Genomic DNA, 18,590 nt, shown 5'->3' on the forward strand with positions numbered 1-18,590 from the left:
CGAGATCCGCCCCTTGCGGGCGGCGGCATTCCATGAGAAGTATTTGGGGTTAACCCCGGTATATGCCGTCAGGATTGTGGCGAGTTGTAAAACTGTAGTGCTAAAGTTTGGCATTGCATTGCAACAAAGTGCCCGGCAACCTGGCGCCGAAGCCCTTTCAAGCCCCCGAATCGATGGAACCCAATACCTGCGTCGTCGTCATCCTGACCTTCAATTCCGCCTCGATCATCCGGGAGACCGTGTCCCAGGCGAAGAAGGTCAGCCCGCACGTCTTCGTGGTGGATTCGTTCTCCAAGGACGATACCGTCGCCATCCTCGAGGATCTGGGCTGCAGCGTGGTGCAGCGGCCCTTTTCCAATTACAGCGACCAGCGCAACTGGGCGATCTCGCAGATCGAATCCGCCTATGCCTGGCAATTGCACCTGGACGCGGACGAGGTGCTGGACGCCCAGGCGGTCGACCAGATCCGCGCCCTGCTGACGGGCACGCCGGGCCACGATGCCTACATGCTGCGCCGGCGCGACTACTTCATGGGCAAGATGCTGCGCTTCTCCGGCGTCAATCCGTGGCACCTGCGGCTGTTCCGCTCCGGGGTGGGGCGCTGCGAGGCGCGGCTGTACGACCAGCATTTCATCGCGAGCGTGACGCCGGGCCGCATCGACGGGTTCATGCACGACAAGAACTCGGCGCGCCTGACCGACTGGATCGCCAGCCACAACCGCTGGAGCGATGCCGAGGCCAAGGAGAAGCTGGGTCCGCGCGTGACCGCGGAGGGCGTGCTCCAGCCCCGCTTGATGGGCGATGCGCGCGAGCGCACCCGCTTCATCAAGGAGATCTACTACAAGCTGCCGACCGGGCTGCGCTCGCTCAGCTACTTCATCTACCGATACATCTTCCGGCTCGGCTTCCTGGACGGCACCACCGGCTTCTACTTCGCGTTCTTCCAGGCCTTGTGGTTCCGCATGCTGGTGGACGCGAAGATGTACGAGCAGCGCAGCGCCCAGGCGCCCGAACCCCATACCCACGGAATTCCCATCAAGGAGTGAACTCGCAGCATGCGTCAATACAACGAATCCAAGAAGGTCCTGGTCACCGGCGGCGCCGGCTTCCTCGGCAGCCATCTGTGCGACCGGCTGATCGAGCAGGGCCACGACGTCCTGTGCGTGGACAACTTCTTCACGGGCACCAAGCGCAACGTCGAGCATTTGCTGGGGCATCCCCGCTTCGAGCTGATGCGGCACGACGTGACCTTTCCGCTCTACGTGGAGGTGGACGAGATCTTCAACCTGGCCTGCCCGGCCTCGCCGATCCACTACCAGCACGACCCGGTGCAGACCACCAAGACCAGCGTGCACGGCGCGATCAACATGCTGGGGCTGGCCAAGCGGGTGCGCGCCAAGATCCTGCAGGCCTCCACCAGCGAGGTCTACGGCGATCCGGAGATCCACCCGCAGGTCGAGGCCTATTGGGGCCGGGTCAACCCGATCGGCATCCGCAGTTGCTACGACGAGGGCAAGCGCTGCGCCGAGACGCTGTTCTTCGACTACCACCGCCAGCACAAGCTGCGCATCAAGGTCGTGCGCATCTTCAATACCTACGGCCCGCGCATGCACATGAACGACGGCCGGGTGGTGTCGAACTTCATCGTCCAGGCCCTCAAGGGCCAGGACATCACCATCTACGGCGACGGTCAGCAGACGCGAAGCTTCTGCTACGTGGACGACCTGGTCGAGGCGATGCTGCGCATGATGGGCACGGGCGACCATCTCCCCGGCCCCATCAACATCGGCAACCCGGGCGAGTTTTCCATGCTGGAGCTGGCCAACAAGGTGATCGAGCTCACCGGCTCCAAGAGCAAGCTGGTGCGCCAACCGCTGCCGGCGGACGATCCCAAGCAGCGCCGCCCCGACATCAGCCTGGCACAGCAGGAGCTTGGCGGTTGGACGCCGCAGACCCAGCTCGAGGAAGGGCTGAAGAAGACCATCGCCTACTTCGACGGGCTGCTCACCGAATCCAACGCAGACTGAACGCATGAACATCACCATCATCGGCACGGGCTACGTCGGCCTGGTCACCGGCGCCTGCCTCTCCGACATCGGCAACAACGTGCTCTGCGCGGACGTCGACGCGCGCAAGATCGACATGCTCCAGGCCGGCAGGATCCCGATCTACGAACCGGGCCTGGCCGAGCTGGTCGAGTCGAACGCGGCCGCGCGGCGCCTGGACTTCACCACCGACATCGAGGCCTCGGTCGCGCATGGCGACGTGCAGTTCATCGCCGTCGGCACCCCCCCCGACGAGGACGGCAGCGCCGATCTGCAGTACGTGCTGGCCGCGGCGCGCAACATCGGCCGCTACATGGAGAGCTTCAAGGTCGTGGTCGACAAGTCGACGGTGCCGGTGGGCACGGCCGACAAGGTCACGGCGGTGATCCAGGAAGAGCTGGACAAGCGCGGCCGCGCCGACCTGCGCTTCTCGGTGGTGAGCAACCCCGAGTTCCTGAAGGAAGGCGCGGCGGTCGAGGACTTCATGCGGCCCGACCGCATCGTCATCGGCTACAAGGACGACGAGACCGGCCGCGAGGCCCTGGGCTGGATGCGCAAGCTCTACGCCCCCTTCAACCGCAATCACGAGCGCACCCGGGTGATGGACGTGCGCTCGGCCGAGTTCACCAAGTACGCGGCCAACGCGATGCTGGCCACCCGCATCAGCTTCATGAACGAGCTGGCCAACCTGGCCGACCGCGTGGGCGCCGACATCGAGTCGGTGCGCCAGGGCATCGGCTCCGATCCCCGCATCGGCTACAGCTTCCTGTATGCCGGCACCGGCTACGGCGGCAGCTGTTTCCCGAAAGACATCCAGGCGCTGACCCGCATCGCGCGCGAGAACGGGCAGCACCTGCGCGTGCTGGAGTCGGTGGAAGAGGTCAACGAAGAGCAGAAGCGCGTCCTGACCAACAAAGTGCTGGCGCGCTTCGGCCCCGACCTTTCCGGCCACACTTTCGCGCTGTGGGGCCTGGCCTTCAAGCCGAACACCGACGACATGCGCGAGGCGCCCAGCCGCGTGATCATCGACGCGCTGCTGCGTGCCGGCGCGCGCGTGGTGGCGCACGACCCGATCGCGATCGAGGAAACGAAGCGCGTGCTGGCGCTGGACTTCGCCGACGCGCCGGCACTGCTGGAACGCATCGCCTACTCCTCGGCCAAGGACCCGCTGGAAGTGCTGGCCGATGCCGACGCGCTGATCATCGTCACCGAGTGGAAGGCCTACCGCAGCCCCAACCTCGAACGGCTCAAGGCGCTGATGAAGACGCCGGTGATCTTCGACGGCCGCAACCTCTACGAGCCCGGTCTCATGAAGGAAGCGGGCGTGGTCTACCAGGGCATCGGCCGCAACAGCGTCTGACGCAGACCGCCCCCCCCATGGCGGTGCTGGTGAGCTGGGCTGCCAGCCTCGCCCACTGGCTGCAGGTGTGCCAAGCTCAAGAAGACGTCGATGAACCGCGAACCCGATTTTCTGGAGAACCTGCGCGCCGAACTGTCGAGCGGTCGCGTCTGGCTGGACCGCACAATTGTCCTGGGCTATGCGGTCGCTGCCGGCCTGTTCGTGGTGGCGTTCACGATCGCGAGCGACTGGGCCTTCGGATTGTTTCAGGGTCTGCACCGGTCTTTTCCGTGGGCGGTACTTCTGTGGACGCCGGCCCTGACCGTGGCCATCGTCTGGGTCACCCGGCGCTGGTTCCCCGGCGCGGCCGGCTCGGGCATTCCGCAAGTCAAGGCCGCGTTGCACCCGGCGCTGCCGCCGCAGCGCCGCAGCAGGCTGGTGTCGCTGCGCCTGACCGTCGCGAAGATCGGCCTGGCGGTGGCGGGGCTGGGGGCGGGCCTGTCGATCGGCCGCGAAGGGCCTTCGGTGCAGGTCGCCGCCGGTGTGATGCAGCACGCTCGGCGCTATTTGTCGCCGAATTCCCCCATCGATGCGCGCGCGCTGCTGGTCGCTGGCGGCGCAGCCGGCATCGCGGCTGCCTTCAACGCGCCGTTGGCGGGCGTGGTGTTCGCCATCGAAGAACTGTACGGACGCCTGGAGACGCGCGCCAGCGGCCTGATCATCACCGCGATCGTGCTGTCGGGGCTGGTCGCGGTGTCGGTGTTCGGTAATCTGAGCTATTTCGGCGTCATACGCGTTCCCCACCTGGACTGGGCGGCGCTTGGCCCGGGCCTGGCGGTGACCCTGACAACCGGCCTCGCCGGCGGTCTGTTTTCCCGCCTCATGGCCGCTTCGCTGACCGGCGCGCCAGGGCGGCTCAACGGTATTCGCGCACGCTGGCCGTTGCGCTTCGCCGCCGCGGGCGGCTTCCTGATCGCCGTGATCGGCCTGGTGACCGGCGGCATCACCTTCGGCGCAGGCTCCGAGGCAGTCAAACAGATGCTCGCCGGGCATGAGTCTCTCTCGCCTCTGCAAACCCTGCTCAAGTTCATCGCCACCTGGCTGACCGCCTGGTGCGGCGTGCCGGGCGGCATCTTCGCGCCCGCATTGACCATCGGTGCGGGCATCGGCAACAGCATCTCGGAACTCGCCGGTCACGGCCTTGGCCCCGCGCTGATCGCGATGGGCATGGCCGGGTTCCTCGCGGCAGTGACGCAGACGCCGCTCACGGCGTTCATCATCGTGATGGAGATGGTCGATGGCCATTCGATGGTGCTGAGCCTGATGGCGAGCGCCATGCTGGCCAGCCTGGTCTCGCGAATGATCAGCCGGCCGCTTTATGAATCGCTGGCCGAGCACATGGTAGGCAGCGCAGTGGCCTCGCCGGCACCCGCCGTGACCCCGCCGCAGCTCAATCACGGCACGGAAGCGCCTGCTCCAGGCGAGCGCCCGGTTTCGTCCTGACCGCGGTGCTTGCTTCCGGCCAACGCCTGCCGGCGCGCGCGTGCCACATGACACAGGACGCGATTGGGGCAGCCCATCGGGGGGTACCGGAACCGCGCGGCATCCGCGGACTCCGGCTCTCAGCGCGCCGAGTTCTGCTTGCAGTCCGCTGCAGAGCCCCTGCAGTCATCCTCGCGCGAGCGTCGCGAAGGCGCAGCGCCACGCTTCTCTTCTGCGCTGTCGCCTGGACGGGCTTGCGCCGGGGGCCGCTCCAACATTTCCGGATCGATTTTCCGCGGCGGCCGCGTCGTCAGTTCGGGGTCGAGCCCCATGGGCGGCTTCGTGACGATCCCTGCATCTGTGCCCGCCTGGGGCGCCTGTTGGCTCGGCGGCGCTGGCGGTTTCGTCGGCTGCGCGAGCACGGCGCCGGTCCAAAGGGTGACGACGGCCAGGACAAGTCCAGCACCTTTCCTCGCGCGCGAGTACGGCAGCTTGATCTCGTCGGCAAGAGCCGCGCAATTGGCCGCGCAATTGGTTTCCGAAGTCACGTGTAAACCCATTCCTTGGACTCGGATCGTGCGCGCACCCGATCCAAGCCGTGTAGGTCAGCTTCTCTCATGGCAGAAAGCCGGTGCCGTGCATCGGTGCGTCAGACATCGCCGGATCTGCCAGCCGCATTCGCATGCCTCGCTGCGCCATGCGTCGCTCGATCGGATGCATCGCTTCCAGCGGACGCCTGGGCGCCGTAGGTAGAATTCGCGCTGGGTGGAGGGCTAGATCGGGCGTTCCAGGTGTTGCGAAGGTCGGGCCGCCTCGCGGCCTCGTGACGACCCAAATTCATGTCCGACACCCTGATCCAGCAGATCGCGGCCGCCATCTTTGTGATGGCCCTGCTTCATACCTTCGCAGCCAAGCAGTTCGAGCGGCTGTCTCATCGCTATCCCCGCCACGCCGGCTTGTTTCATCTGCTGGGTGAGGTCGAGGTCGTGTTTGGCTTCTGGGCCATCGTGCTGGTATTGGCGATGGCGCTCACCTCCGGGGGCGGGGCAGCACTGGCGTATGCGGAATCGCGCAACTACACCGAGCCGCTGTTCGTCTTCGTCGTGATGGTGATTGCCGGATCGCGGCCGGTGCTTCGCACGGTGCTGTCCATTGTCACCGTCGCGGCCCGCATGATGCCGGTACCTACGCCCGTTGCAAGCGCCTGGCTCGGACTCGCCGCCGTCCCCCTGCTCGGCTCGCTGATCACCGAACCCGCCGCGATGACCATCGCAGCCCTGATGCTGGCGCCGCAAGTGTTCCGCCCACGAGTCCCCGAACGCATCAAGTACCTCGCCTTGGGTGTGCTGTTCGTCAACGTTTCCATCGGCGGCACACTCACTTCGTATGCCGCCCCGCCCGTGCTGATGGTCGCGAGCACCTGGCAATGGGACAGCACCTTCATGCTCATGACCTTCGGCTGGAAGGCAATGCTCGCGGTCGTCGTGAATGCCACGGTGGCCGCTTTCCTGCTCCGGGAACACCTGCACCTCCCCTTGCCTTCGAGCGCCGGGGAATCCGCCGAGGCACGCATGCCGATGTCGGTCGTCGCTGTGCACCTGGGATTGCTGGCGGCCGTCGTGCTGTTTGCGCACCATCCGGTGGTTTTCATCGGCTTGTTCCTCATGTTCCTCGGCTTCACACAGGCCTACGAGCGGCACCAGAGTCCGCTCATCCTGAAGGAGGCGCTCCTGGTCGGCTTCTTTCTGGCCGGGCTCGTGGTGCTGGGAGGGATGCAACAGTGGTGGCTGCAGCCCATCGTCTCAGGCCTGCAACCGCTCGCACTTTTCATCGGCGCCCTCGGCCTCACGGCCATCACGGACAACGCCGCGTTGACCTATCTCGGCTCGTTGATCAGCGGCATCTCCGACGAATCGAAGTACATGCTGGTTGCCGGCGCCGTGGCCGGTGGTGGCCTCACGGTGATTGCCAACGCGCCCAATCCTGCAGGTGTCGCCTTGCTCAAGCGCGGCTTCGCCGACGAGACGATCGGTGCCGGAGGGCTCCTGCTCGGAGCTCTCGGCCCCACCGCGGTGGCTGCGGTGGCTTTCCTGGTCTTGTGACGGTCGGACCCGATGCCGATTCGTGGCTCACGGTGCCTCAGAGGGTCGTCTGCAGCGCTTTCCTTGCACTGCAGAAAGTTCAGCGTGGCCGATAAAAGATGTAGTCGGCCCGGTAAGTCACCACCTGCTTCTGGCCCATCGTGGCAGGGCCACAGGCCATGGCCGGTGCCGTGCCGCCCTGGGTGGCGACGCGCTGGATGTAGCTCACCCCCTGCATCGCGCCGCTGCCCGTCGCAGGGTTGGCCTTGACCAACTGGTACGGGATGTTGCCGCTGCCGTTGGGCGCGACCGCGACCTGGGTGCCGGTGAGCTTCGAGCCGTCCATGCTTTCCCACGTGGCCGGCGGCCCCCAGTACTTGCCGACCTGCTTGCCGCCACGGTCCATCAGTTTCGCGTCGGGACCGACGAAGGCCCATTCGTGCTCGCCCGGCGCATTGGCCTTGGCGCGGCACTCGTAAGTGATGTCCCCCGCGCCGACCGTCTCCATCGCCACGCGGTGGCCGGCGGGCACCTTGACGCTGTCGGGAAGGCTGGCTTGCGAGTAGGCCATGGGCTGGTTCATGCCCATGCCGGAGCAGGCGGCGAGGCTGGCGACGGCGGCGAGGATGCCGAAGGTGCGGTAGGTCATGATCTCTGTTCCTTTCGTTTGATGCAATGCGACACGGGAGCGCGGAGGACGCCGTTGTTCGTGGTTCGGCGGCCTCCTTTGGTGCTACGCAGGCCGCGCGCGATCGGATTCAGCTTTCTTGTGAGCTTGAATCCGTCGGCCGTCGTGCGCCGTATCGTCTCGGTGACGACCGATGCCCCACAATCCGCGCATGCCTGCTCCCAGCCCCGACGCCGAACTGGCGGCCTTGATCGACCGCGTCGGCCGGCGCGACGACACGGCCCTGCGCCTGCTCTACGAGCGGGCCTCGCCGAAGCTTTTCGGGCTGGCGATGAAGGTGCTGCGGCAGCGGGAATGGGCCGAAGACGTGCTGCAGGAATCCTTTCTCACCATCTGGCGCGTGGCCGCCGACTACCGCAGCACGCTGAGCCCGCCGATGGCCTGGATGGGCCTGATCGTGCGCAGTCGCGCGCTCGACCTGCTGCGCCGGCGCACCGCCGACCGGGCCCAGCTCACGCAGGAGTTCGACGAGGTGATGGCCGAGACTTTCGAGTCCGACGCCTCGAACCCGATGGATACCGCCGACGCCAGCCAGCAGGCCTGGGCCCTGCACCAGTGCCTGAGCCGCCTCGAGGGCCGCCAGCGCGAGGTGCTTTGCCTGGCCTACCTGCGCGAACTCAGCCACGGCGAACTGGCCGAGCAGCTCAAGCTGCCGCTGGGCACGGTCAAGACCTGGATCCGTCGCGGCCTGGAGAAGCTGCGCTCCTGCATGCAGCAATTCGCGTGACAGAAGCATCGCCATGAATCTTCACGCCCATCCGGAACTGCTGGAACTGCTGGCCGCGAGCCATGCGCTGGGAACGCTGCGCGGAGGCGCTCGCCGGCGCTTCGAAGCGCTCGCGCGCGAGCAGGCGCCGGTGCGTGCCGCTGCCCTGGTCTGGCAGAGCCGGCTGGCCAGCATGGCGGAGCTTCAATCGCCCGTGGTGCCCGATCCGGCGGTGTGGACGCGCATTCGCAATCTGGTGGCAGCCGAGCAGCAACAGGAGGCGATCGCGCGCCAGCGCGCGGCGCCCGCACCGGCGCCCGCTGTCCACGGCGGCTGGCTGCGCAGCCTGGCGCTGTGGCGCGGCGCCGCGGCCGCCGGGGCGCTGGCCACGGTGATCGCGACGGTGGTCGGGCTCCAGCTCGGTGAACAGCTGCGCAACGCACCGGCCGTGCAGTACGTGGCCGTGCTGTCGGATGACCAGGCGGCAGCCTCCATGCTGGTCACCTTCGACCCGAAGAAGCGCCAGTTGCTGCTGCAGCGCGTGGGCAACTACCGCGAGGGCGAGGACAAGTCGCTGCAGCTGTGGGCCCTGCCGCCCGGGGCGCCGCCGCGCTCGCTCGGCGTGCTGGGCCGGGACGCGGCCCTGCGGCTGCCGGCGCAGGCAGGCGACGTGCGCTCGGTGCCGGCCCTGGCCATCAGCCTCGAGCCGCGCGGCGGCGTGCCCAGCGAACGCGGGCCGACGGGTCCGGTGCTCTTCAAGGGGGCACTGATCGAGAAAACCCTCTGAGCGGGGTCGTTAACATCCTGCGACGCTGCGCCGGCGATTGGCCTGCAGGATGCGTTCTGAAGACTCGCTTTCCCGAACACGATGGTGTCGATGCACGCTTCTCTTGCCCAGGCGGCCCGCCGGATTCTGCTGCCGATGCCGCTGCTTCTGGCGGCCCTTGGCGCGCCGGCCCAGACTTCCCACGCCGGCCTGGATGCCCCCCCCTCACCCGCCTACCTCGCCGCCCAGGCGCGCTGGCGCGCCGAACTCGCGGCCTTCGATGCCGCGGACCGGCAGCAATGGCCCAGCGAAGGCGGGGTGGTCTTCGTGGGCAGTTCCACCATCCGCTTGTGGACCCGGCTGGCGCAGGCGTTTCCGCAACTGCCGGTGGTCATCAACCGCGGCTTCGGCGGCTCGACCATGGCCGATTGCAGCTACTTCGCGCCCGAGCTGGTGTTGCGCTACAAGCCGCGGCACGTGCTGGTCTATGCGGGCGACAACGACCTGGCGGAAGGCCGCACGCCGATCCAGATCCTGGAGAGCTTCGCTCAGTTCGCGAATACGGTGCGAGAGGCGCTGCCGGAGGCGCGCATCAGCTACATCTCGATCAAGCCGAGCCCCTCGCGCGACAAGCTGCAGCCGCTGATGCGTGAGACCAACGACATCATCGCCGCCTACCTGCGGCGGCTGCCCAACAGCGAGTACATCGACGTATTCACGCCCATGCTGGGCGCGGACGGCCGGCCGCGGCCCGAGCTGTTCCTGGGCGACAAGCTGCACCTCAACGAGGAGGGCTATCGGCTGTGGCGCACGGTGATCGGTGCGCGGCTGCAGCCCTCCGCTCAGGCCGAGCTGTCGATCGTTCCGGTGTCGCGGTAGCGGGCCTTGGGCGGGCGGTTGTCCCACCACTGTGTGGCCCGCGCCACCGCGTAGAGCCAGGCGAACACCACGGCCAGCAGCAGCGCGTCACCCCACCACGGCCGGGCCGTCTGGCTGTCGCCGTAGAAGGCCAGCACCAGCAGCACCGCCACCAGGTGCGCGCAGAAGACCGGCAGCGAGGCCGAGCCCATGGCCTCCAGCCAGCGAAGGCGCGGGATGCGCCGCATCAGCCCCGGCCCGAAGCGCACCGCGACGATGCCCAGCACCACCAGGTTGACGATGCGCAGCGGACCGAGTTGCCACTTGTCGAAGAGCATGTTCAATTCCTCGTCGCCACCGAAGGGCGCCTGGCCGTTGATGCCGTGGTGCCGCCACCAGATCCCATAGATCGCCAGTGCGACGGCCAGCGCGGCGACCCAGCGCGGAATGCGGAAGGGCTCGGCGTCGGGCGCATGGCGGCTGGCGCCCATCCACAGGCCGGCGAACCACAGGAACTGCCATGCGAAGGCATTGAACGCGCCCATCTCGTGAAAGGGAACGGACAGGTGCAGGTACTGCGCGGCCAGCCCATACAGCCATTCGCTGAAGCCGAACTGCGCCAGCGCCCAGAAGGCTGCACTCGCCAGCATCACGCCCGCCCAGCCGTGGCGCAGCGCGAAGGCCAGCACCCAGGGGCTCATCAACATGAAGAAGATGTACATCGGCAGGATGTCCAGCAGTGCCGGCTCGTACACCAGCAGCAGCGAATAGGCGAAGGCCTCGGGCGGATCGGCCAGGTAGAAGGACAGCAGGTTCTTCACCGCCGGCTGGTCGATGCGCAGACCGACCCGGGTGATGATGGTGAATAGAAAGAGCAGCGTCGCGGCCTGCGCCAGGTAGACCTTGAGCGCGCGGCGCCAGAAGGCCCGGCGCATGGCGTCCACGCCCTGGCGGTCGCTGATGCGGGTATAGACGAGGCCGGCAACGAAGGCCGAGAGCAGCACGAAGCCCTCGGCCGCGGAGACGAAGCCGAAGGGTTGCCCCAGCGGATCGGTGAAGCGCGTGGGCAGGTGGGTGAAGGTCATCAGCACGAGCATCAGCCCGCGCAGTGCGTCGATTTCCCAATAGCGCTTCATCGGAACTCGGCCGCCGGCAGCGACGGCGGCGGGGCCGTCGGCGGGCGGGGGCACATCGCAGGTGTTTCCCTCGTCAGCCCAGCTTGCGGATGGCGTCGATCACGACATCGCTGTAGTTCTGCCAGGTGTAGCTGGCCGCATGCTGTACCGCGGCCTGGCTCATCTCCGGCAGGGCGTGCCGGTTCTGATTGAACCAGGCCAGCTTCTCCGCGATCTTCTCGGGCGAACGGATCGGCACCAGGAAGCCGGTCTTGCCCTCGATGACCAGGTCGTCGCCGCCGGTGTTGGGGGTGATCACGACCGGCAGCCCCTGGCTCATCGCCTCCTGCATCACCAGCGCCCGGCCCTCGTAGAGCGAGGGCAGGCAGAAGACGTCGCAGCTGCGCATGAGCGCCAGCACCTCGGCATGCGGGCGACCCTTTTCGTGCGTGAAGTCGGCGTACTGCCCACGGTAGAAGCTCAGGTCGGCCAAGGGCGAGCCCATCACGACCAGCTCGATGTTCTCGCCCTTGAGCAGGTGCATGGCCTGGAACAGGTCGGCCAGGCCCTTGCGCTGGCCCATCGAGCCGACGAAAAGCACGCGCAGCGGCTTGGAGGGATCGACCGCCTTCGGCGCCGCCGCGGCGACCGACAGCGGCGAGCCGAAGGGCGACAGCACCCGCGACTTCTGCCCGGCCCAGGAGGGCAGCGAATCGGCCACGAAGCGGCTGGGCACCACCACCAGGTCGGCCAGCTCGAGTTCGTGCGCCTTGCGCTCCAGCTTGGCGGGCGAATCGGACATCCCGCCGCCCAGCGCCTCCTGCCAGGCGGGCAGGCGCTGGATTTCCTCTTCCATCAGCTTGCGGCCGACTTCCCAGTACGAGATGGGCAGGTCGTAGACGCACTTGATACCCAGCTGGCGGGCCACCCGGAAGGTGTCGAGCGCGGAGTCCTCGTAGGTGTAGACCGCCCCCAGGGCGCAGCGCCGGTGCAGCTGCGCCAGGGCGCGGGCGCTGAAGCGGTCGAAGTCCTGCAGCACGCCGTCGATGGAGGCGAAGCCCTCCTCGTGGCGCAGCCAGTAGTTCCAGCCGGCGCGGGAGCAGACCGCCCGCGCCAGTTCGCGCCAGGGGTGTTGCAGGATCTTCTCGCGCGGGATGTTGAAGCGGCGGCGCAGCAGGTCGCGGCTCAGGCCCTGGGGCACCAGCTTGAGGGCCGGGTGGTCCGGCGCCACCGCCAGCGTGGTGGTGAAGCGCGCCAGCATGCCGGCGGCCTCCAATCCATCGAGCATGGCGCGCACGTTCTGGTTGCCTGCGGGATGGCTGAACAGCAGTTTCATATCGATCGATCATAGTGGACGCCTATGGCTCGTCCTCATGGCCACGCAGGAGTTGCGCTACGCTGGCGCCCCCAAGGAGAAGTCTGTTGAGAACGAAAAAGAAAATGACGATGCGGACCTTCGCGGCCGCGGCCCTGGCCTTCGCCGTCCTCGGTGCCAACGCGCTGCAGATCACCAGCCTCACGCCGCAGGGTGAAGTGTCGCGGGTCCGCCAGGTGGTCGCGAAATTCGACCAGGCGGCCGTTCACTTCGGCGACCCCAAGTCGCCCGCCCCGCTGGCGGTGAGTTGCAGCGACGCGCAGGCTGGCAAGGGCACGGGCCGCTGGACCGCCGACCGGCAATGGGTCTGGGACTTCGAGAACGATCTGCCGCCCGGCGTGCGCTGCACGGTGACGCGGATCGCCGCCTTCCGCTCGGCCTCGGGTGCGGAACTGACCGGACCCGAGCGCTACCAGTTCTCCAGCGGCGGCCCCTTCGTGCGCCACTGGCAGCCCGGCTACGGACGGATCGACGAGGAACAGCAGTTCATGCTGGAGCTCAACGGCCCCGCCACGCTGGAGAGTGTGCGCGAGAACGTCTGGTGCCAGGCCGACGGCGTGGGCGAGCGCATTCCGGTCCGGCTGATCGACGGCGAGCAGCGCCAGGCACTGCTCAAGGCCTTCGGCCGCGAACGCGACGCCGAGAAGACACCATTGCGCTTCGTGACGCTGCAATGCAATCGCCGCCTGACGCCCGGCGGACGCCTGCAGCTGGTGTTCGGCAGGGGCGTCGCGACCCCCTCCGGCGTCACCAACACGGTCGAGCGGCGCATGAACTTCCAGGTGCGCGAGCCCTTCGCGGTGTCCTTCAGCTGCGAGCGCGAGAACGCCCAGTCGGCCTGCCTTCCGCTCAAGCCCATGGTGCTGCAGTTCAACGCGCCGGTGGCGCGCAAGCTGGCGGCGCAAATCACGCTGAAGGGCGGCGGCAAGACCCTCAAGCCCAAGTTAGACGACGAAGCTGCGGCCCAGGACGAGGACGCGGTGGTCGACTCGGTCCGCTTCCCGCCGCCTTTCGCCGAGCAGATGTCCTTCGCCATCGAACTGCCGGCCCGCTTCGAAGATGCCTCGGGCCGCCCCCTGGCCGCGCCCGACAGCTTTCCGCTCAAGGTCGCCACGGGTGCCATGCCGCCGCTGGCCAAGTTCGCAGCCGCGCCCTTCGGCGTGGTCGAGCGCCTGGCCGAGCCCGGCGGCACGGCGCTGATGCCGGTCACGGTGCGGCGCGTGGAGCCGGCGCTGCAGGTGCAGGCACTGACGCCCGGCCAGGTGAGCGACCTCAACCCGCGCACGGACGCCGAGATCATTGCCTGGTTCCGCAAAGTGCGCCGCTACGACAGCAATGACACGGTCGCGCGCAAGCAGGCGGCGCGCGACGTCAAGGGCCCGCTGCCGAAGGTGATCGACAAGGACGAGCGCGAGCGGGTCCAGAGCCGCATGCTCTCGCTGCTGGGAGGCCAGGCGGGCGTGAAGACGCTGGACATGCCCAAGGCCGAAGGCGGCGATCCGCGGCCCTTCGAGGTCATCGGCATTCCGCTGACGCCGGGCTTCCACGTGCTGGAGATCGCTTCGCAGAAGCTGGGCGACGCCCTGCTCGACGAGCGCTACGGCGCCGGCCGCACGATGTACGTGCGCACCACGGCACTGGCCACCAATCTGGCGGTGCACTTCAAGCTGGGCCGCGAGAACGCGCTGGCCTGGGTCACGACCCTGGACAAGGGCAAGGTGGTTCCCGACGCGGCGGTGCGTGTGTCGGACTGCGGCGGCAAGGAAGTCGCCGCCGGCACCACCGATGCGCGCGGCATTGTGCAGTTGTCCGGCATCTCCTCCAGCCCGCCGAGCTGTGCCAGTGAAGACGACTACAGCGCCGACGCCTATTTCGTCAGCGCCCGCGCCAAGGACGAGCGGGGCGTCGAGGACCTGGCCTTCACCTGGAGCGACTGGCAGCGCGGCATCGAGCCCTGGCGCTTCAACGTGCCCACCAGCCTGGAGCCCGAGCCCGACCGCGTGGCCCACACCGTGCTTGACCGCACGCTGCTGCGCGCGGGCGAGACGGTGTCGATGAAGCACCTGATCCGCACGCAGACGCGCGAGGGCTTCGGCCTGCCGGGCACCCTGCCCGACACGCTGGTCGTGACGCACGTGGGCAGCGGCCAGCAGTTCACCCAGCCGCTGAACTGGCGCAAGACGCGCACCGGCGGGCTCAGCGGCGAGAACAGCTTCGCCATTCCGCCCGCGGCCAAGCTCGGCCTCTACCAGGTGGAGCTGCGCAACGGCAGGGAAGGCAGCGCCGACGCCGAGGACGGCGGCCCGCGCAGCTTCGCCACCGGCCAGTTCCGCGTCGAGGAATTCCGCCTGCCGGTCCTGGAAGGCCGCATCGCACCGGCCGAGAACAAGCCGCTGCTGGCGCCGACCTCTCTGCCCGTCGACGTGCAGGTCAACTACGTGGCCGGGGGCGGCGCAGCCCACCTGCCGGTGCGGGTCACGGCAGCCGTGCGGGCCAAGAGCCTGTCCTTCCCCGACTTCGACGCCTTCAGCTTCGCGCCGCCGCGCACGGACGGCCAGGCCTCGTCGGGTGCCGACGCCGAGGAGGCTGAATCGGCCTCGCAGGACCTGCGCGTGATCGCCGACAAGCTGCCCCTGACCCTCGACAGGAACGGCGCCGGCCGGCTCACGATCGAGAAGATCCCGCAGGCCAAGTCCACGCCGCGCGAGCTGGTGCTGGAAGCTACCTACGCCGACCCCAATGGCGAGGTTCAAACCCTGCGCGGCGTGCAGACGCTCTGGCCGGCGGCCGTGATCGCCGGCGTCAAGACCGAGAGCTGGGCTTCCGCCAGCCAGAAGCTCAAGTTCCAGGCCCTGGCGCTGGACCTCGCCGGCAAGCCTCAGGAGGGCGTCACGCTCAACGTGCGGGCCATCGCGCGCATCACCACCACCAGCCGCAAGCGCATGGTGGGCGGCTTCTACACCTACGACAACAAGACCGAGATGAAGGAGATCGGCACCGTCTGCAGCGGCAAGAGCGATGCCCGGGGGCTGCTGCTGTGCGAGGCCGAACTCAAGGAGGCCGGCCAGGTCGAGCTGATCGCCAGCGCCACCGACAAGGAGGGCCGCGACAGCCGCGCCGCCAGCACGGTGTACGTCACCCGCCAGGGCGAACTGTGGTTCGGCGGCGAGGACCACGACCGCATCGACGTGCTGCCCGAGAAAAAGACCTACCAGCCCGGCGAGACCGCCCGCTTCCAGGTGCGCAGCCCCTTCCGCTTCGCCACCGCGCTGGTGTCGGTGGAGCGCGAAGGCGTGATCGAGACGCAGGTGGTGCGGCTCGACGGCAAGGACCCGACGGTCACGCTGCAGGTCAAACCCGAGTGGGGCCCGAACGCCTATGTGAGCGTGCTGGCGCTGCGCGGCCGGCTGCGCGAGGTGCCGTGGTACAGCTTCTTCACCTGGGGCTTCAAGGCGCCGCGCGAATGGTGGACCGCCTTCTGGTACGAGGGCAAGGAGTACGTGGCGCCCACCGCGCTGGTCGACCTCAGCAAGCCGGCCTTCCGGTTGGGGCTCGCGGAGGTCCGCGTCGGCACCCAGGCCCACCAGATCGAGGTGAAGGTGGCGAGCGACAAGCCCACCTACCCCGTGCGCGGTCAGGCCCAGATCACCATCGCCGCCAGGCTGCCGAACGGCCAGCCCGCCGCCGGCGCCGAGGTGGCGCTGGCCGCGGTCGACCAGGCCCTGCTGGAGCTGATGCCCAATGACAGCTGGAAGCTGCTGGAGGCCATGATGCAGCGGCGCAGCTGGGGTGTTTCCACCTCCACCGCGCAGATGGAGATCGTCGGGCGCCGACACTACGGCCGCAAGGCGGTCCCGGCCGGCGGTGGCGGCGGCAAGGGCCAGACGCGCGAGTTGCTCGACACCCTGCTGCTGTGGCAGCCGGCGCTCGTGCTGGACGCCAACGGCCGGGCCACGGTCACGGTGCCGCTCAACGACGCGCTCACCACCTTCAGGATCGTGGCGGTGGCGGATGCGGGCACCGGCCTTTTCGGCACCGGGCACACCTCGATTCAGGCCACGCAGGACCTGCAGATCGTCAGCGGCCTGCCGCCGCTGGTGCGCGAGGACGACCAGTTCCGCGCCCAGTTCACCCTGCGCAACACGACTCAAAAGCCGATGAAGGTGGAGGCCGCGCCCCGCGCCACCCTGCTGAAGCTGGAGCCGCAGACGGTCGAGATCCCGCCCGGTGAAGCGCGCGAGCTGGCCTGGACGGTCACGGCGCCGGCGCAGCTGGCCCAGAGCCGAGCCGAGGCGATCCTGTGGGAGATCGAGGCGCGCGACACGCTCGGCGCCGCACGCGATGCACTCAAGGTGCGCCAACGCATCGTGCCCGCCGTGCCGCTCACGGTGCAGCAGGCCACCCTGGTGCAACTGGACGGCCCCTTCACGCTCGACGTGGCGCCGCCGGCCGACGCCCTGCCCGGCCGCGGCGGCCTGCGGCTGTCGCTGCAGCCGCGCCTGGCCGAGGGCTTGACGGGCGTGCGCGACTGGTTCGCCGCCTACCCCTATGCCTGCCTCGAGCAGAAGACCAGCAAGTCCATCGGGCTGCGCGACGGCAAAGCCTGGCAGGCGGTGGTGGCGCAGTTGCCCAGCTACCTCGACGGCGACGGCCTGGCCGGCTACTTCCCGCCGCGTGACGGCGAGGCCGGCCGCGGCAGCGACATCCTGACCGCCTACGTCCTGGCGGCCACCCACGAAGCGGCCGCGCTGGACCCGGCCTTCGCCCTGCCCGACGCCGCCCGGGCGCCGATGGAGCAGGGGCTGATCGCCTTCGTCGAGGGCCGCATCCAGCGCGAGTTCTGGAGCCCGCGCAAGGACCTGGACGTGCGCAAGCTCGCCGCGCTGGAGGCGCTGTCACGCTACGGCAAGGCCCAGGGCCGCATGACCGGCAGCCTGACCATCTCGCCCAACCAGTGGCCAACCAGCGCAGTCATCGACTGGATCAACATCCTCAAGCGCGTGCCCGACGTTCCACAGCGCCAGCAGCGCCTCGAGGAGGCCAACAACGTTTTGAAGGCGCGGCTGAGCTATCAGGGCACGAAGCTGGTGTTCAGCACCGAGCGCGACGACTACTGGTGGTGGCTCATGGCCAACGGCGACGTCAACACGGCCCGGCTGCTGCTGACCGTCCTGGACGATCCGGCCTGGAGGGAGGACATCGGGCGGCTGGCCAGCGGCTTCATCGGCCGCCAGCAGAAAGGCGCCTGGCACACGACGACGGCCAACCTCTGGGGCGGGCTGGCGCTCGAGAAGTTCTCCAGGCAGTTCGAGACCGCACCGGTCGCCGGCATCACCGCCGCCAATTTCGGAACTGCCAAGGCCCAGGTGGACTGGAGCAAGGTCGAACGCGTCAAGACCGGCGACGCCGGCGGCACGCCCCACCAGACGACGGCATTCGGTGCACCCGCCGCACCCGGCAGCCTGCGCCACAACAGCATGTTCCTGCCCTGGCCGGCCGAGGGGGCGGCCGTTCGCGACACGCTGCTGGTCACCCAGAGCGGCAGCGGCAGGCCGTGGCTCACGCTGCAGTCCATCGCGGCCGTCGAACTCAAGGCACCCTTCGCGGCCGGCTACGCGATCAAGAAAACGGTGACACCGGTCGAGCAGGCGGTCAAGGGCATCTACACGCGCGGCGACGTGCTCCGGGTGAGCCTGGAAGTCAACGCCAGCGCGGACATGACCTGGGTCGCGGTCACCGATCCCATCCCCGGCGGCGCCACCATCCTCGGCAGCGGCCTGGGACGCGACTCCCAGATTGCGACCCAGGGCGAAAAGCGCTCGGGCGCCGGCTGGCCGGCCTTCGAGGAGCGCAGCTTCGAAGCCTTCCGCAGCTACTACGAATACCTGCCCAGGGGCGTGGTGAAGATGGAATACACGGTGCGCCTGAACAACGTCGGCGATTTCGTGCTGCCGCCGAGCCGCGTCGAGGCGCTCTACGCACCGGAAATGTTCGGCGAGTCGCCGAACGGGCGCGTGAAGGTGGAAGCGGCGAAATAGCCGCCCGCGTGAACCGATGCGCGGCCGCCACAGGGGGAGCGCGCGCCCAGGATGAAAGAGGCATTGGGCTCGTTTGGGCCTAAACTGGCGGCCTCGT

The 18,590-nt window shown here is 68.3% G+C and carries 13 protein-coding genes; 9 read left to right on the top strand and 4 right to left on the bottom strand.

Going from position 1 to position 18,590, the window contains the following annotated elements; translation table 11 throughout:
* The first annotated feature begins 173 nt into the window (after nucleotides 1-173).
* The 4 genes from ABEA07_RS00640 to ABEA07_RS00655 all read left to right on the top strand — a co-directional run bounded on the left by ABEA07_RS00640 (nucleotide 174) and on the right by ABEA07_RS00655 (nucleotide 4,887).
* Entirely contained in the window at nucleotides 174-1,046 is an 873-nt protein-coding gene (locus ABEA07_RS00640) for a glycosyltransferase family 2 protein (RefSeq protein WP_345535204.1), read from the top strand.
* A gap of 9 nt (nucleotides 1,047-1,055) precedes the next feature.
* The gene (locus ABEA07_RS00645; RefSeq protein WP_345535205.1) at nucleotides 1,056-2,027 is read left to right on the top strand and encodes a UDP-glucuronic acid decarboxylase family protein; all 972 of its coding nucleotides are present in this window, start codon (nucleotides 1,056-1,058) and stop codon (nucleotides 2,025-2,027) included.
* A gap of 4 nt (nucleotides 2,028-2,031) precedes the next feature.
* Nucleotides 2,032-3,405 carry a UDP-glucose dehydrogenase family protein gene (locus ABEA07_RS00650; RefSeq protein ID WP_345535206.1) on the top strand — a complete coding sequence of 458 codons (1,374 nt, stop codon included), beginning with the start codon at nucleotides 2,032-2,034 and terminating at the stop codon, nucleotides 3,403-3,405.
* A 90-nt stretch (nucleotides 3,406-3,495) separates the two neighbouring features.
* On the top strand, nucleotides 3,496-4,887 hold the full coding sequence (locus ABEA07_RS00655; protein WP_345535207.1) for a chloride channel protein: 1,392 nt from the start codon (nucleotides 3,496-3,498) through the stop codon (nucleotides 4,885-4,887).
* Nucleotides 4,888-5,006: 119 nt separating this feature from the next.
* Here the strand turns inward: ABEA07_RS00655 and ABEA07_RS00660 are convergent, their stop codons facing one another.
* Complete coding sequence (locus ABEA07_RS00660) at nucleotides 5,007-5,414, bottom strand: hypothetical protein (protein WP_345535208.1); 408 nt, start codon at nucleotides 5,412-5,414, stop codon at nucleotides 5,007-5,009.
* Between the two features lie 291 nt (nucleotides 5,415-5,705).
* On the opposite strand from ABEA07_RS00660, the gene ABEA07_RS00665 reads away from it, so the two are divergent.
* Nucleotides 5,706-6,968 (top strand): putative Na+/H+ antiporter, encoded by a 1,263-nt coding sequence (locus tag ABEA07_RS00665; protein WP_345535210.1) that lies wholly within the window; start codon nucleotides 5,706-5,708, stop codon nucleotides 6,966-6,968.
* A 79-nt stretch (nucleotides 6,969-7,047) separates the two neighbouring features.
* Here ABEA07_RS00665 and ABEA07_RS00670 read toward each other — a convergent pair whose 3' ends face one another.
* Nucleotides 7,048-7,596: a DUF3455 domain-containing protein gene (locus ABEA07_RS00670; protein WP_345535211.1), complete on the bottom strand. Its 549-nt coding sequence runs from the start codon at nucleotides 7,594-7,596 to the stop codon at nucleotides 7,048-7,050.
* A 190-nt stretch (nucleotides 7,597-7,786) separates the two neighbouring features.
* Here ABEA07_RS00670 and ABEA07_RS00675 point away from each other — a divergent pair, with 190 nt between their 5' ends.
* The 3 genes from ABEA07_RS00675 to ABEA07_RS00685 all read left to right on the top strand — a co-directional run bounded on the left by ABEA07_RS00675 (nucleotide 7,787) and on the right by ABEA07_RS00685 (nucleotide 9,986).
* The gene (locus ABEA07_RS00675; protein ID WP_425584049.1) at nucleotides 7,787-8,362 is read left to right on the top strand and encodes an RNA polymerase sigma factor; all 576 of its coding nucleotides are present in this window, start codon (nucleotides 7,787-7,789) and stop codon (nucleotides 8,360-8,362) included.
* Nucleotides 8,363-8,375: 13 nt separating this feature from the next.
* Nucleotides 8,376-9,128 carry an anti-sigma factor gene (locus ABEA07_RS00680; RefSeq protein WP_345535214.1) on the top strand — a complete coding sequence of 251 codons (753 nt, stop codon included), beginning with the start codon at nucleotides 8,376-8,378 and terminating at the stop codon, nucleotides 9,126-9,128.
* A 90-nt stretch (nucleotides 9,129-9,218) separates the two neighbouring features.
* The gene (locus ABEA07_RS00685) at nucleotides 9,219-9,986 is read left to right on the top strand and encodes an SGNH/GDSL hydrolase family protein (RefSeq protein ID WP_345535215.1); all 768 of its coding nucleotides are present in this window, start codon (nucleotides 9,219-9,221) and stop codon (nucleotides 9,984-9,986) included.
* On the opposite strand, the gene opgC is transcribed toward ABEA07_RS00685, so the two are convergent.
* Together opgC and ABEA07_RS00695 are read right to left on the bottom strand one after the other, a co-directional pair.
* Nucleotides 9,950-11,101: an OpgC domain-containing protein gene (gene opgC / locus ABEA07_RS00690; protein WP_345535216.1), complete on the bottom strand. Its 1,152-nt coding sequence runs from the start codon at nucleotides 11,099-11,101 to the stop codon at nucleotides 9,950-9,952. The genes ABEA07_RS00685 and opgC overlap by 37 nt on opposite strands.
* Nucleotides 11,102-11,174: 73 nt before the next feature.
* Complete coding sequence (locus ABEA07_RS00695) at nucleotides 11,175-12,416, bottom strand: glycosyltransferase family 4 protein (RefSeq protein WP_345535217.1); 1,242 nt, start codon at nucleotides 12,414-12,416, stop codon at nucleotides 11,175-11,177.
* Between the two features lie 104 nt (nucleotides 12,417-12,520).
* On the opposite strand from ABEA07_RS00695, the gene ABEA07_RS00700 reads away from it, so the two are divergent.
* Nucleotides 12,521-18,493, top strand: coding sequence for an alpha-2-macroglobulin family protein (locus ABEA07_RS00700; RefSeq protein WP_345535218.1), 5,973 nt, complete (start codon nucleotides 12,521-12,523; stop codon nucleotides 18,491-18,493).
* Nucleotides 18,494-18,590 lie beyond the last annotated feature (97 nt).

The organism is Variovorax defluvii (assembly GCF_039541515.1).
GTDB lineage: Bacteria > Pseudomonadota > Gammaproteobacteria > Burkholderiales > Burkholderiaceae_C > Variovorax > Variovorax defluvii.

What these genes read in the sequence shown, in the direction of transcription:
- ABEA07_RS00640 (WP_345535204.1), top strand. Translation starts at nt 174, where the DNA reads ATGGAACCCAATACCTGCGTCGTCGTCATCCTGACCTTCAATTCCGCC.
- ABEA07_RS00645 (WP_345535205.1), top strand. Translation starts at nt 1,056, where the DNA reads ATGCGTCAATACAACGAATCCAAGAAGGTCCTGGTCACCGGCGGCGCC.
- ABEA07_RS00650 (WP_345535206.1), top strand. Translation starts at nt 2,032, where the DNA reads ATGAACATCACCATCATCGGCACGGGCTACGTCGGCCTGGTCACCGGC.
- ABEA07_RS00655 (WP_345535207.1), top strand. Translation starts at nt 3,496, where the DNA reads ATGAACCGCGAACCCGATTTTCTGGAGAACCTGCGCGCCGAACTGTCG.
- ABEA07_RS00665 (WP_345535210.1), top strand. Translation starts at nt 5,706, where the DNA reads ATGTCCGACACCCTGATCCAGCAGATCGCGGCCGCCATCTTTGTGATG.
- ABEA07_RS00670 (WP_345535211.1), bottom strand. Translation starts at nt 7,596, where the DNA reads ATGACCTACCGCACCTTCGGCATCCTCGCCGCCGTCGCCAGCCTCGCC.
- ABEA07_RS00675 (WP_425584049.1), top strand. Translation starts at nt 7,787, where the DNA reads ATGCCTGCTCCCAGCCCCGACGCCGAACTGGCGGCCTTGATCGACCGC.
- ABEA07_RS00680 (WP_345535214.1), top strand. Translation starts at nt 8,376, where the DNA reads ATGAATCTTCACGCCCATCCGGAACTGCTGGAACTGCTGGCCGCGAGC.
- ABEA07_RS00685 (WP_345535215.1), top strand. Translation starts at nt 9,219, where the DNA reads ATGCACGCTTCTCTTGCCCAGGCGGCCCGCCGGATTCTGCTGCCGATG.
- opgC (WP_345535216.1), bottom strand. Translation starts at nt 11,101, where the DNA reads ATGAAGCGCTATTGGGAAATCGACGCACTGCGCGGGCTGATGCTCGTG.
- ABEA07_RS00695 (WP_345535217.1), bottom strand. Translation starts at nt 12,416, where the DNA reads ATGAAACTGCTGTTCAGCCATCCCGCAGGCAACCAGAACGTGCGCGCC.
- ABEA07_RS00700 (WP_345535218.1), top strand. Translation starts at nt 12,521, where the DNA reads ATGACGATGCGGACCTTCGCGGCCGCGGCCCTGGCCTTCGCCGTCCTC.